The organism is Rhodococcus sp. M8 (genome assembly GCF_015654185.1).
Classification (GTDB): Bacteria; Actinomycetota; Actinomycetes; order Mycobacteriales; family Mycobacteriaceae; genus Rhodococcus; species Rhodococcus aetherivorans.
This window is the reverse complement of the sequence record NZ_CP064065.1, coordinates 5,352,485-5,365,210: the sequence shown is the minus strand read 5'-3', so window position 1 is coordinate 5,365,210 and position 12,726 is coordinate 5,352,485. Positions and strand designations below refer to the sequence as shown.

18 protein-coding genes are annotated in these 12,726 nt (G+C 70.3%); 9 read left to right on the top strand and 9 right to left on the bottom strand.

The window, feature by feature from the left end; genetic code table 11:
• Positions 1–17 precede the first annotated feature (17 nt).
• The 4 genes from ISO16_RS24465 to mscL all read left to right on the top strand — a co-directional run bounded on the left by ISO16_RS24465 (position 18) and on the right by mscL (position 2,317).
• A complete protein-coding gene (locus tag ISO16_RS24465) occupies positions 18–623 on the top strand; it encodes a 5-formyltetrahydrofolate cyclo-ligase (protein ID WP_065922891.1) in 606 nt (201 codons plus the stop codon).
• Between the two features lie 69 nt (positions 624–692).
• Positions 693–992 carry an FmdB family zinc ribbon protein gene (locus ISO16_RS24460; protein ID WP_006944967.1) on the top strand — a complete coding sequence of 100 codons (300 nt, stop codon included), beginning with the start codon at positions 693–695 and terminating at the stop codon, positions 990–992.
• 98 nt (positions 993–1,090) lie between these two features.
• A complete protein-coding gene (locus tag ISO16_RS24455) occupies positions 1,091–1,789 on the top strand; it encodes an RcpC/CpaB family pilus assembly protein (RefSeq protein ID WP_072634604.1) in 699 nt (232 codons plus the stop codon).
• 96 nt (positions 1,790–1,885) lie between these two features.
• Complete coding sequence (gene mscL / locus ISO16_RS24450) at positions 1,886–2,317, top strand: large conductance mechanosensitive channel protein MscL (RefSeq protein ID WP_050034763.1); 432 nt, start codon at positions 1,886–1,888, stop codon at positions 2,315–2,317.
• Positions 2,318–2,406: 89 nt separating this feature from the next.
• Here the strand turns inward: mscL and ISO16_RS24445 are convergent, their stop codons facing one another.
• The 9 genes from ISO16_RS24445 to mrf all read right to left on the bottom strand — a co-directional run bounded on the left by ISO16_RS24445 (position 2,407) and on the right by mrf (position 10,526).
• Positions 2,407–3,042, bottom strand: a complete 636-nt coding sequence (locus ISO16_RS24445; protein ID WP_050034762.1) for an MspA family porin — start codon at positions 3,040–3,042, stop codon at positions 2,407–2,409.
• Positions 3,043–3,093: 51 nt separating this feature from the next.
• A complete protein-coding gene (locus ISO16_RS24440; RefSeq protein WP_170914026.1) occupies positions 3,094–3,909 on the bottom strand; it encodes an MspA family porin in 816 nt (271 codons plus the stop codon).
• Between the two features lie 784 nt (positions 3,910–4,693).
• Positions 4,694–5,191, bottom strand: a complete 498-nt coding sequence (locus tag ISO16_RS24435) for a MogA/MoaB family molybdenum cofactor biosynthesis protein (protein ID WP_029542037.1) — start codon at positions 5,189–5,191, stop codon at positions 4,694–4,696.
• Positions 5,192–5,262: 71 nt separating this feature from the next.
• Complete coding sequence (locus tag ISO16_RS24430; protein WP_072634603.1) at positions 5,263–6,531, bottom strand: S1C family serine protease; 1,269 nt, start codon at positions 6,529–6,531, stop codon at positions 5,263–5,265.
• 107 nt (positions 6,532–6,638) lie between these two features.
• Positions 6,639–8,027, bottom strand: coding sequence for a HAMP domain-containing sensor histidine kinase (locus ISO16_RS24425; RefSeq protein WP_202916546.1), 1,389 nt, complete (start codon positions 8,025–8,027; stop codon positions 6,639–6,641).
• Positions 8,028–8,065: 38 nt separating this feature from the next.
• A complete protein-coding gene (locus ISO16_RS24420; RefSeq protein ID WP_006944976.1) occupies positions 8,066–8,755 on the bottom strand; it encodes a response regulator transcription factor in 690 nt (229 codons plus the stop codon).
• A gap of 101 nt (positions 8,756–8,856) precedes the next feature.
• Positions 8,857–9,030 carry a 50S ribosomal protein L32 gene (rpmF, locus tag ISO16_RS24415; protein ID WP_006944977.1) on the bottom strand — a complete coding sequence of 58 codons (174 nt, stop codon included), beginning with the start codon at positions 9,028–9,030 and terminating at the stop codon, positions 8,857–8,859.
• A gap of 30 nt (positions 9,031–9,060) precedes the next feature.
• Positions 9,061–9,315 (bottom strand): type B 50S ribosomal protein L31, encoded by a 255-nt coding sequence (locus ISO16_RS24410; RefSeq protein WP_006944978.1) that lies wholly within the window; start codon positions 9,313–9,315, stop codon positions 9,061–9,063.
• A complete protein-coding gene (gene mrf / locus ISO16_RS24405) occupies positions 9,312–10,526 on the bottom strand; it encodes a ribosome hibernation factor-recruiting GTPase MRF (protein WP_072634602.1) in 1,215 nt (404 codons plus the stop codon). The genes ISO16_RS24410 and mrf overlap by 4 nt, the downstream gene beginning before the upstream one ends.
• A 117-nt stretch (positions 10,527–10,643) precedes the next feature.
• Here mrf and rpmB point away from each other — a divergent pair, with 117 nt between their 5' ends.
• From rpmB to ISO16_RS24380, 5 genes are all read left to right on the top strand, one after another.
• Positions 10,644–10,880 (top strand): 50S ribosomal protein L28, encoded by a 237-nt coding sequence (gene rpmB / locus ISO16_RS24400; RefSeq protein ID WP_006944981.1) that lies wholly within the window; start codon positions 10,644–10,646, stop codon positions 10,878–10,880.
• A complete protein-coding gene (gene rpmG, locus ISO16_RS24395; protein ID WP_003937781.1) occupies positions 10,880–11,044 on the top strand; it encodes a 50S ribosomal protein L33 in 165 nt (54 codons plus the stop codon). Before rpmB ends, rpmG begins: the two co-directional genes overlap by 1 nt.
• A 3-nt stretch (positions 11,045–11,047) precedes the next feature.
• Positions 11,048–11,353 carry a 30S ribosomal protein S14 gene (gene rpsN, locus ISO16_RS24390; RefSeq protein ID WP_006944984.1) on the top strand — a complete coding sequence of 102 codons (306 nt, stop codon included), beginning with the start codon at positions 11,048–11,050 and terminating at the stop codon, positions 11,351–11,353.
• A 10-nt stretch (positions 11,354–11,363) separates the two neighbouring features.
• Positions 11,364–11,624 carry a 30S ribosomal protein S18 gene (gene rpsR, locus ISO16_RS24385; protein WP_006944985.1) on the top strand — a complete coding sequence of 87 codons (261 nt, stop codon included), beginning with the start codon at positions 11,364–11,366 and terminating at the stop codon, positions 11,622–11,624.
• A gap of 193 nt (positions 11,625–11,817) precedes the next feature.
• Positions 11,818–12,711, top strand: a complete 894-nt coding sequence (locus ISO16_RS24380; RefSeq protein WP_072634601.1) for a DUF559 domain-containing protein — start codon at positions 11,818–11,820, stop codon at positions 12,709–12,711.
• Positions 12,712–12,726: the final 15 nt, after the last annotated feature.

Below are 12,726 nucleotides of genomic sequence, written 5' to 3'. Positions count from 1 at the left end.
ATCCTAAGGTGGCGGATATGAGCGCACTCTCCAAGTCGGAATGGCGGGCCCGAATCGTTGCTGCGCGACGGGCCCGCAGCGACGGGGAGCGCCGCGGCGAGGACGACGCCCTCGCCGCGGCGGCACGGTCGCTGGCCCCCGCCCGGGCGACGGTCTGCGCGTACGTGCCGGTCGGTTCGGAACCCGGTGCGTTGTCCCTGCTCGACGCCCTGCGCGAGGCCGGAAACCGGGTGCTGCTCCCGCTCACCCGCCCGGACAGCACCCTGGACTGGGCGCAGTACACCGGCCCCGGCGCCCTCGCCCCCGCCGGGTACGGCCTGCTCGAACCCACCGGGCCGGCGCTGGGCCCGGAGGAGGTGCGGCGGGCGCACACCGTGGTGGTGCCGGCGCTCGCAGTGGACGAGCGCGGCGTGCGGCTCGGTCGCGGGGCCGGCTTCTACGACCGGACCCTGCACCTCGCCGCCGCCGACGCCGTCCTGGTCGCGGTGGTCCGGGACGACGAACTCGTGCCGGAGCTGCCGGAGGATCCCCACGACATCCGGATGGGCTGGGCCCTGACCCCCGGCCGCGGCCTGGTGCCGCTGAACGGGTCGCGCAACACCGGGAATAGAGCACCCAGGTAGCCACGTTGGCACTGTCGGCTGTAGAGTGCTAATGCTGCGGTCGCCAACCAATTCGCGGAGGATCCACCGGTGCCCACTTACTCCTATGCCTGTACGTCCTGCGACAACCGATTCGACATCGTGCAGTCGTTCACCGACGACGCCCTGACGGAATGCAACGAGTGCTCGGGCAAGCTGCGCAAGCTGTTCAATTCGGTCGGCATCGTCTTCAAGGGCAGCGGCTTCTACCGCACCGACTCCCGCGGCGGAGGCAGCACCGCCAGCGAGCCGGCCAAGTCCGACTCGTCGTCCGGCAGTTCGTCGAGCACCTCGTCGTCGGACTCCTCGTCGTCGAGCACCTCGTCGGCACCGGCCGCAGCCGCGAGCTGACACAGTTTCATCCACAGGCGGACGGTTCATCCACAGTCCGCCCGTGACCGGCACTTCACCGGGCCGGCGGGCACGGCCGAACTCGTAGGGTTCGGACCATGCCCGCCGGTCCGTTCTCGTTCCCGCCCCTGCGGAATCCGCTCGATCCCACCCTGCCCGACCGCCTCACGGCCCTGACACGGCCGGGCTGGGCGCGCACCGTCGCCGTCCGCCGCGCGATCGCGGCCGGTCTCGTCGGGGTCGCGGCGGTCTCCGCCGCCACCGGCGGCCCGTCGGGCGACCGGACCCCCACGGTCGTCGCCGCCCGCGACCTGCGGCCCGGGCAGACCCTCACCGCCGACGACGTCACCGTCGTCGAGCGCGACTCGTCCCAACTCCCGTCCGGGGCACTCACCGACCCCGCCGAGGCGATCGGCCACACCCTGGCAGGACCGGTGCCCGCCGGCGAAGCCCTCGTCGGGGTGCGGATGCTCGGGCCGCGGCTGGCGGCGTCCGCCACCGGCGACGCGGCGGCCCGGGTGGTCCCGGTGCGCCTGGCCGATCCCGGCGTCGGGGATCTGCTGCGCGAAGGCGACTTGGTCGACGTCCTCACCGTCGCCGAGGACGGCTCCCCGTCGTCGGGTGCGGCACCGGAGGTGCGGGTGCTGGCCACGGGGGCGACCGTCGTGCTGGCCCAGGCAACGGACCGGACGAGCGACCGCGGCGAGAAGGTGGTCCTGCTCGCCCTGCCGCCCGAGCCGGCGACGGCTGTGGCTGCTGCGTCGCTTGTGAGCGCGTTGACGGTCACCCTGCACTGATCCGGGTCGGGATCCGCATTCCGGACCTTGCGACATACCTACTGGTCTATGGTGCGACTGCGAGCATGACGACAAGACACGTCTAGGAGAAGCGCCATGTTGAAAGGCTTCAAGGACTTCCTGCTCCGCGGAAACGTACTCGACCTCGCTGTCGCGGTCGTCATCGGCACCGCGTTCACGGCCATCGTCACGGCCTTCACCAGCAACGTCATCGAACCCCTGATTGCCGCGCTCGGTGGCGACAACGAGATGGGCTGGGGCTTCCAGATCCTCGCGGACAATCCCGCCACCTTCGTCAACATCGGCGCGGTGGTGTCGGCGATCATCAATTTCGTCATCATCGCCGCCGTCGTCTACTTCGTACTGATCCTCCCGGCGAACGCGGCCAAGAAGCGGTTCGCCACCGAGAGGGACGACACCAAGGCGAGCGCCGAGGATCTGCTCATCCAGATCCGCGACCTCCTCCAGGTGCAGTCCGGCCAGACCGGCGCACACGCCAAGCTGAGCCTCGAGGAGAGGGAACAGTAGGCGCAACCGTGCCACCGACGAAAAAGGTTGGGCCCGCTCGGAATTCCGAGCGGGCCCAACCCGTGTCAGCCTGTCGGCAGGACGTCGTGTCAGACGGTCCAGGGCTTGCCGTAGGTGGTCACGTTGTCGCCGTTCGCGGTGATGGCGCGAACGAACGGACGGACCTGAACGGCGCCGATGACGCCGGAGGCGGTGCCGTGAACGTTCGAGAACTGCACGGACTTGAAGTCACCGTCGAACTCGCCCTCGGCGACGACGAGCTCCTCGATGCCCGGAGCCGGGGTCAGCTCGAGCTCGGCGTAGGCCTGCGGGAGGATGTCGGTCACGGTGGCAACGGAATCCGAGCCGAGCTCCAGCTCGAGCTGCGGGGTGGAGTAGGTGACTCCGATGGCGCCGTCGATGCTGCCGGCCCACGCGAACTGGTAGCCGAACTGGAACGTGGTGCCCTCGGCGTCGGCAGCGGACTCACCGACGAGGTTCGCGGTGCCGCGGCCGTTGTGGAAGAACTCGCGGTTGAACGGGCTGCCACCCAGGGCCGGAACACCCTGGATGAAGGTGTCCTCCTGGGTCACCACGACCTCGTAGCCGTCCGTGGAGACGATCCGGTTCTGATCGTCGACCGCAGCCTGCGCGGAGCCGGTCGCACCGAGGACCAGGCCCAGGACAGCGGCACCGGACACCGCGGCGTTACGTGCGGCCTTGAAGCCACGCGACTTGATTCCCATGATTTCTCCGTATTTCTTGGTGGGGATTACTGCGGGGTGGGGCGAGCAGGACTAGATCGTCCAGACTTTGCCGTAGGTGGTGACGTTGTCGCCGTTCGCGGTGATCACGCGGACGAACGGGCGGACCGAGACCGCGCCGATGACGCCGGTGGCGGCGCCGTGGACGTTGGCGAACTGGACGTGCTTGTAATCGCCGTCGAATTCGCCCTCGGCGACGACGAGCTCCTCGATGCCCGGAGCCGGGGTCAGCTCGATGCCCGCGGTGAACTGCGGAAGGATGCTGTCAACGGTGAGGACATCCTCTGCGTACGGCGCCGGGCTCGTCTCACCGTTCGGGATGTACAGCGGGTTGCCGTCCGCGTCACCGCTGTCCGTTGCAGGGACGCGATCCTCCACCTCGACGACATTGCCTTCGTAGTCGACGTAGTCGCCCGCTTCGTTGGTGTTCCAGACCGGATCGAACTGGTCGACGTTCTCCACACCGCGGGTAGCCTCGAGCTCGAGCTGCGGGCTGGACCACGCGATGCCGATCGAGCCGTCGACAGCGGCGGACCACGCGAACTGGTATCCGAACTGGAAGGTCGAGCCCTCGAAGTCCGCGGCGTCGGGGCCGACGATGTTGGCGATGCCACGGCCGTTGTGGAACCACTCGCGGCTGAGCGGGCTGCCGCCGATCGGTGGAACACCCTGGATGAAGGTGTCCTCCTGGGTCACGATGACCTCGTGGCCGTCCGACACGATCCGGTTCTGGTCGTCGACCACAGCGCCGGCGGTCCCGGTCGATCCCAGAACCAGGCCGAACACGGCGGCGGCGGCCACCGTGACGTTGCGGGCGGCCTTCACACCGCGTCGCGTCTGCATCTTCATGAATGCCTCATCCATTCTCTGCGTGCCGGGTCACGCACACGCGTCCGACAACTGCCCTGTCGCCCGCGAGGCATGCCACACCTGAGACACCGGCGAGCGTGCTCACCGGTGCCGACGTGTGCGTCATCCGCACGGTTGCGTTTCCGATTCGTGATGAAGACCGTCGCATTAGCTACCGATCTTGACCTGAGCGAACCAGGACAGAGACTAGACCGTGACCTCTGAAGCCAGCAACGGCTACGTCCCGGGGCGAGGCCTCGTCGAACCCGAAATTGTTTCGGCCCGATGAAACAATCGGTGCCATTTCCATGGACGCCCCGAAGGGGTTGCGGAGGTGCCGAAAACCGTCTCTCACCCATGAATAGAGCCGCATACCCCCTGGTGGCGGGTTCATGCGCCGCTGTGGCCGAATACATACTGCCGGTACTTCCGTGATGCGCGCCACCGAAAGCCGGGCGCGCGTCGACCGCGACTCGCCGAATTGCAGGGTTACGAGAAGGTTGCGGAATCCCACCGCTGAAATTAACGATTCGGCATCGGCCGACTTCTACAAGTGGGGTAGATCACATGTAGCCGTGGTGCGGCGGTACCTGCCGGCGCAGCCATTCTTCCGAGTCGGACGAATCGTCTGCCGGCGAGCGCTCGTCGCGGGTCGTCTCGGGGAGGACGTCGCCGAAGATGCGGCGGAGCCGGGCCCGGTCGATCCGGGCCCGGCTCGCGTCGTCGCGCCGTGGTGCGTCGTCCGACGACGCGCCGGACGCGCTCTTGTCCGTGCCGGTGATGGCTATCCCTCCACCCGCGACAGTTCCTCGATCACGTGCGAGGCGAGCGGCAGGAGCGTGGCCATGCCGTCGCGGATCGCCGCGCGCGAGGAGGCGAGGTTCGCGACCAACGTGGAGCCGGACAGGCCGACCAGACCGCGGGACAGACCGGCGTCCATCGCGCCGGCGGAGAAGCCGGACGAGCGCAGGGCCTCGCCGATCCCCGGGAGTTCCCGGTCGAGCACATCGGAGGTGGCGTCGGGCGTCACGTCGCGCGGCGACACCCCGGTGCCGCCGACGGAGATGACCAGGTCCACGCCGCCGATGACGGCGGTGTTGAGGGCGTTGCGGATCTCCACCTCGTCGGCCGACACCGTGACGACACCGTCCACGGCGAATCCCTCCTCTGCGAGGAGCTCGGTGACCAGGGGCCCGGCGGAGTCCGGGTTGTCGCCGTGCGCTACCCGGTCGTCCACGATCACCACGAGGGCTCGCCCGGTCCTGGGGGTTTCGAATTCCATGATGCCCACCGTAGTTGCCCTGTCCGTCGAACGAGCTGTATGTCCGAGAATGAACCCGGCGGCGTCTCTTCTCATCGGCCACCCGCCTCGGCCGCCGCGAGCTGCACGTCGACGGTCTTCTCGCTGCCACCCTGTGCGTCGGTGTAGGTGATGCGCACGGTGTCGCCCGGCGCGTACGAGCGGACCGCCGCGATCAGCGAGTCCCCGTCGGTGACAAGCCGGTCGTCGACCTTGGTGATGATCACGCCGCTCGGAATACCGGCCCGTTCCGCCGGCCCGCCGCCGGTGACCTCCATGACCCGAGCGCCGCGCACGTCGCTCTGCGACGGCACCTGGACGCCGATGACGGCGTGGGTCGCCTTGCCGGTGTCGACGAGTTCGTCGGCGATGCGGCGTGCCTGATCGACCGGGATCGCGAAGCCGAGGCCGATGGATCCGGACTGTCCGCCGGCCGTGGCGATCGCCGTGTTGACGCCGATCAGCTGGCCGTCCATGTTCACCAGCGCGCCGCCGGAGTTGCCGGGGTTGATCGCGGCGTCGGTCTGCAGCGCATCGATGACGGTGTTCTGGTTGCCGGTCTCCCCGCTGGTCGACACGGGCCGGTCCAGGGCCGAGACGATACCGGTGGTCACCGTGCTCTCGAGACCGAGCGGCGAGCCGACCGCCACCACCTGCTGGCCCACCTGCACGGCGTTCGAGTCGCCGAGCTCGATCGGGGTGAGGTCGGTGCGGCCCTCCGCGCGGATCACGGCGATGTCGGAGATCGGGTCGGCGCCCACGATGGTCGCGGGGACCGAGCTGCCGTCGGAGAAGTACACCGTGAGCTGCGCGCCGGCGCCGCCCCCGGCGACGACGTGGTTGTTGGTGAGGATCAGGCCGTCGGAGGACAGGATCACGCCCGAGCCCTCGCCCTGCGCGGTGCGGCCGACCACCTCGATGCGCACGACGCTCGGTACGACCTTCTGCGCGACGGCCTGCACCGAACCGGCGGGGGCGGCGGCGACGGTCGTCGTGGACGGCCGCGGCGCGTCGAGGGCGTTGGTGACGGCCGTGCCGCCGGTCGACTGCTGCGTGGTCCACGCGCCGACGGCGCCGCCGATCCCGCCGCTGACCAGCGCCAGCGCGACGGCGCCGAGGGCGAGCAGGCCCCGCGCCGATCGGGGTGAACCCTGGGGCCCCGGCGCGGGCTGGGGCGGGGCGCCGAACGGCGCGGTGTGCCCGTACCCGGCATAGGGATCGGAGGGAGCCTGGTAGGGATTCGGCTGGTGCGGTGTCGGCTGCTGCGGTGTCGGCTGGTGCGGCTCGGGGCGGCCGCCACCCGGTGTGGGGTCCTCGCTCATCTCATCGCTTTCGGTCTACACGGCCGCCGGGTCGGCGGCTCGTCGTTCGGCTTCCAGCATGCCCGCGGCGGCTGAGAGTCCGCTTAGATCCGACGGCGATTTTCCTGTCAATCCGCCGGGTGTTCGAGCTGCGGGGTGCCGGGCAGCACGATCCGGACGAGGGCACCCCCACGCGACGAGATGTCGACCGCGATGGTGCCGCCGTGCTTCATCACCACCTGCCGCACGATCGCGAGGCCGAGGCCGGATCCGGGCATCGACCTCGACGCGGTGGAGCGGTAGAACCGCTCGAACACCAGCTCGCGGTCCTCCTCGGGGATGCCGGGCCCGGCGTCGTCGACCGTCAGCTCCATCAGGCCGGTGCCGAGCTGGCGCATCGACACCAGCACCTCGGCGTCGGCGGGACTCCACTTGGCAGCGTTGTCGAGGACGTTGAGCACCGCCCGGGAGAGCGCGGCGTGGTCGCCGTAGACGAACCACGGTTCCGTGTGCGCCGTGAAGTCGATGTCGGAGCGGCGGCGCCGGGCGCGTTCGAGGCTGCGCTCGACGACCTCCGAGATGTCGACGGGTTCGAACACCGTCTCGGGGGCGTCCTCGCGGGCGAGGTCGACGAGGTCGCCCACCAGGGTGGACAGCTCCTCGATCTGCGCCACCACGTCGGCGCGCAGCTCCGCCATGTCCTCCTCGGGCAGGTTCGGCGCGTCGGGCCGGCTCGCCGCGATGAGCAGCTCCATGTTCGTGCGCAGCGACGTCAGCGGGGTGCGCAGCTCGTGGCCGGCGTCGGCGACAAGCCGGCTCTGCCGCTCCCGCGACTCGGCGAGGGCGCGCAGCATCGTGTTGAAGCTCTCGGTGAGCCGGGCCAGCTCGTCGTGCCCGGTCACGCGGATCGGCCGCAGGTCGTCGGTGCGGGCGACCCGCTCGGCCGCCGCGGTGAGGCGCGCGACGGGGCGCAGACCGGTGCGTCCCACCGTCGCGCCGGCAGCGGCGGCGAGCACCACGCCGCACCCCCCGACGACGAACAGCACGCTCGCGAGCCGTTTGAGGATGTCCGCCGTCGGCTGCAGGCGCTGGGCGATGACGATGGTGCTGCCGTCGGGGATGCGCTGCGCGAGCACCCGCTGATGGCCGACGGTGCGCAGCGACGACTCCCGTTCGCCCTTCGCGACGGCGAGTTCGGCGCCGCCGATCGGGACGGACGACCCGGGCGGGACGTACTGCCCCAGGTTGGAGTAGATGAGCGCCACGCTGATGTCGGAGCTGTAGAGCTGGGCGCCACCGATGTAGCGGGGGTCGTAGGTGATCAGGGTGCTGCTCTCGACGAGCGCGGCAGCCCGCGCCCGCAACTGCTTGTCGACGTCGGCGTAGAGGGCGCGGGCCACCACCGCGTACGCCGCGATGGAGGTCACCGCGACGGCGATCGCCACCGCGCCGGCGGCCAGCAACGTGACACGCCGGCGCAGCGGCACCGACCGGGTCAGCAGCAGCGGGGGGCGCATGGGGCGCTTCGAATCCGGGTCGGCACCGTCGAGCCGGGTCACGGCGGGGTTTCCCGCAGGACGTAGCCGACGCCGCGCACCGTGTGGATCAGGCGCGGCTCCCCGTCGGCCTCGGTCTTGCGGCGCAGGTAGCCGACGTACACCTCGAGGGCGTTGCCGGAGGTGGGGAAGTCGTAGCCCCACACCTCCTCGAGGATGCGGCTGCGGCTGAGGACCCGGCGGGGGTTCGCCATGAGCATTTCCATGAGCGCGAACTCGGTGCGGGTGAGGCTGATCGACCGGGTGCCGCGGGTCACCTCGCGGGTGGAGGGGTTCAGCGTCAGGTCCGCGAAACGCAGCGTCTCCTCCGACTCGGTGGCCGGGTCGGGCGAGGCGCGGCGGAGCAGCGCGCGCAGCCGGGCGAGCAGTTCCTCGAGCGCGAACGGCTTGGGGAGGTAGTCGTCGGCGCCGGCGTCCAGGCCGGCGACGCGCTCGGAGACGGAGTCACGGGCGGTCAGGACGAGGATGGGCAGGTCGTCGCCGGTGCTGCGGAGTCGGCGGCACACCTCGAGGCCGTCGACCCGCGGCATCATCACGTCCAGGACCATCGCGTCGGGCCGCTCGGCCGCGACCTGTTCGAGGGCGTCCTGCCCGTCCGTGGCGAGTTCGACGGTGTATCCGTTGAAGCTCAGTGATCGGCGCAGGGACTCCCGCACCGCCCGGTCGTCGTCGACCACCAGAATGCGCATGGCCTCCAGTGTGGACCCGACCGCTGAGAGGTGTCTGAGAGGGCGGCGGCGTGTCCGGCGAGGGGGACCCGCCCGGCGCCGCGGTTCCCCCTCGCGGGTCGTCACACCTCGTTCGGGTCGATCACCCCGAGCCGCACGGCCTTCACGAGCCGTCGCGGGACGTGGTGCGTGACACCGGCGACGGTGACCGGCACCAGGGCCGGGACCTGCGCGTGCCACTGCGAGCGGCGGCTGCGGGTGTTGGACCGGGACATCCGGCGCTTGGGTACTGCCATGGTGGTTCTCCTCGGGTGTCCGGGTGGGGGTCAGGGCCGGCGGCGCTTGCCGTACTTGCGTTCGAACTTCTCGACCCGGCCGGCGGCGTCGAGCACGCGGGCAGTTCCCGTCCAGAAGGGGTGGGATTCGCTGGTGACGTCCACGACGATCAGCGGGTAGGTGTTGCCGTCGGACCATTCGACCGTGCGGTCGGCGGTGACGGTGGAGCGGGTCAGGAACGCCGATCCGGTGTTGGCGTCCTGGAACACCACGGGGTGGTAGTCGGGGTGGATGCCGGGCTTCATGCTCGTCCTTCTCCTTCTGTCGGTGCGGTGCCGGCGGTGGGTGCCGGCAGGTCGTCGCACGGTTCTTCGTGGTACTCGCCGAACGGGTCGTCCCACGTCGGCCAGGCCGCCGGGTCGGCGAACTCCTCGTCGGTGAGCAGTGCCCACTCCAGGGCGCGGTGGATCTCGTCGGGGTCCGCGTCGTGGGTGAGGATCACCATCGAGGTGTCGCGGTCCCCGTGGGTGTCGTCCCAGCGCAGTGCCGCCATGGCCCGCCGTTCGCCGGAGACGCGTTGCTGTTGCTGGGGAGTCATCGCGGCGAGCCACGGCCCGGCGTGGGCGACGCGAAGGCCCTCACCGGCGGACTCGATCAGCAGCGCGTTGTCCGGTTGCGTCGCGACCCAGGCCCGGCCGCGGGCGCGGACCACGCCGTCGAGGAGGACGTCGATCGCCTCGTGCAGGCGCTGCGGGTGGAAGGGCCGGCGGGCACCGAACTCGAGCAGCCGCACGCCGCAGTCCTCGCCGAGCGGTGGTTGACCGCGCAGCAGCGGAGAGTGCGCGTCGGACACCGTCCCGCGCCGCGCGCCGGGCGGGATCTGCCGGAGCAGGTGTTCGACGTCGACGTCCTCGCCCCACGCCAGGGGTGCGTCGGGCGCGAGCCGCGAGAGCACCGCGTGCAGCTTGGCCTGCTGCCAGCCGTCGGCTCCGGGCCGGACGACGAGGGCGTCGGCGAACTCGACCTGGCCGACGACGACCTGGGCGACGGTGCGGTCGTCGTCGAGTTCCTCGTCGCCGGTGGCGTCGGTGAGCCAGGTGGCGGCGTCGATGCAGGTGACGGTGGCCTCGATCCGCACGTCGTGGGCGGTGGGTCCGTCGATCTGCCCGACCACGCCGGAGACGACGACGTGCTCGACGGCCCAGCACAGCGCCTCGGGTTCGAGCCGTGGGTCGAGGAGCAGGACGATGCGGTCGACGTTGCTGCGGGCGTGCAGGCGCCGCAGCAGCGGGAGCAGATCCTCGCGGAGGGTGCAGGAGACGCAGCCGTGGGCCAGTTCGAGCACGTCGAGGCGGTGGTCGTGCACGGTGGTGAGGGTGCGGCGCACGACCCCCTCACCGACGTGGTCGAGGTCGTGGTGCACGACGACGGTTCCCGGACGCAGCAGGGCCCGCGCGGTGCGTTCGGTGGGTCCGCGCCGGCCCGAGACGACGATCAGCGGCGTTCTGGTGTCCACCGGAACCCCTTTCGGTAACGATTGTCATTAGCTCGAAGGGAGCGTACAGTCGCTCGGGCCATTTGTCGAAAACGATTGTCGTTACGCCCTCGGGGCGCCGACAGGAGGGAGCCCGCCGTGTCGGCGCACTGCCAGGTGACCGGACGCAAGCCCGGCTTCGGGAAATCCGTCTCCCATTCGCACGTCCGCAGCAATCGCCGCTGGGACCCGAACATCCAGCGCAAGACCTACTACCTGCCCTCCGAGGGACGCCGGGTCACCCTGACGCTCTCCGCCAAGGGCATCAAGACCATCGACCGCGACGGCATCGAAGCCGTCGTCGCCCGCCTCCGCGCCCGAGGAGAAAAGCTCTAGTGGCCCGCAACGAGATCCGACCCATCGTCAAGCTCCGCTCCACCGGCGGCACCGGGTACACCTACGTCACCCGCAAGAACCGGCGCAACGATCCCGACCGGCTGGTCCTGCGCAAATACGATCCCGTGCTGCGCCGCCACATCGACTTCCGCGAGGAAAAGTAGGCCATGGCCAAGAAATCGAAGATCGCCCGCAACGAGCAGCGCAAGCTCGTCGTCGCCCGCTACGCCGCACGTCGCGCGGAACTGAAGGAGATCGTGCGGCGACCGTCGAGCACCGACGCGGAACGCCTCGCCGCCCGGACCGCCCTGCAGCGTCTGCCGCGCGACGCCAGTCCGGTACGATTGCGCAATCGAGACGCTGCGGATGGACGTCCGCGCGGCCACCTGCGGAAGTTCGGGCTCTCACGCGTGCGCGTGAGGGAACTCGCGCACCGCGGCGAGCTGCCCGGCGTCCACAAGTCGAGCTGGTGAGGAGCGAGTCATGGCAGTCAAGAGGGGCCCGTCGAAGAAGTCGCGTGCCGTGGAAGGCCGCAAGCCCAAGAAGAACCCGCTGTTCGCGGCGAAGATCGAGTACGTCGACTACAAGGACGTGAACCTGCTCCGCACGTTCATCTCCGATCGCGGCAAGATCCGCAGCCGTCGTGTGACCGGCCTGACCCCGCAGCAGCAGCGGCAGGTCGCCGTCGCGGTCAAGAACGCCCGCGAGATGGCGCTGCTGCCCTTCACCACCACCAGCAAGTAGAGCTCCACTCGCGACGAGGGTCGCGCGGGCACGTGCCCGCGCGACCCTCGTCGCATCTGGGGACCGTCGAGTGCGCAGTTCTCGTGGCCGATCCCGGTGTGTCGTCCCGAGATGTGCACACTCGCGCGAGTTGTCCACAGGCCGTCGCGACCGCGGTTCCCTCCCGCACGGTCACCGGGCATCCTCGGCGATCATGGGGGAATTCGACGAACCGTTCCTGGGGACGCAGGCCGTACGGGCGGGCCTTCTCACACCGCACCAACTTCGGCGATTCCGGCGCGTACACCGGGACGTGTACATCCACCGGGACGCGGCCGTCACACCGTACGGCCGCGCACGGGCCGCATGGCTCTGGGCGGGAGGCGACGGCGTGCTGGCCGGCTACTCGGCCGCTGCCCTGTTCGGCAGCCGATGGATCGACGCGACCGCGCCCGCCGAACTGATCCGACGCGGTAGCCGCCGGGGTACGGACGGGGTCGTCGTGCACGCCGAGACGATCCTCGACGACGAAGTGTGCACGCTGGCAGACATGCGGGTGACGTCTCCGGCCCGGACCGCGTTCGATCTCGGCCGTCGTCTCGTCCTGGATACCGCGGTCGAACAGCTCGACGCGCTGTGCCGTGCCACCCGCTTGGACCCTGCGCATGTCGCCGAACTGGCCGATCGGCACAGCGGCGCCCGCGGCGTGCGGCGGCTGAGGCAGGCGCTCCCACTGGTCGACCCCGGAGCCGAGTCGCTCCCGGAGACGCGGGTACGGCTGCTTCTCGTGCGTGGCGGCCTACCCCGCCCCAGCACCCAGGTCCCGGTCGCCGGCGTGGACGGACGCGTCCTCGGGTGGGCCGACCTGGGCTGGAAGCAATGGCGCACCCTCGTCGAGTACGACGGCATCCATCACTGGACGGACGAGCGACAGCGCACCAAGGACATCGAACGATACGAGGCATTCGCGGCGCTGGGCTGGTCCGTGGTCCGCGTCAACTCCGAACAACTGCGCCTGCGCCCTGGATCGGTCGTGGAGCGCGTGCGGATGCGGCTTCGAGCGGCAGGCGCTTCCGTCCGACCGCCGAGTGCGCACAATTCGCACTGAGTCACGGCGTGTCGT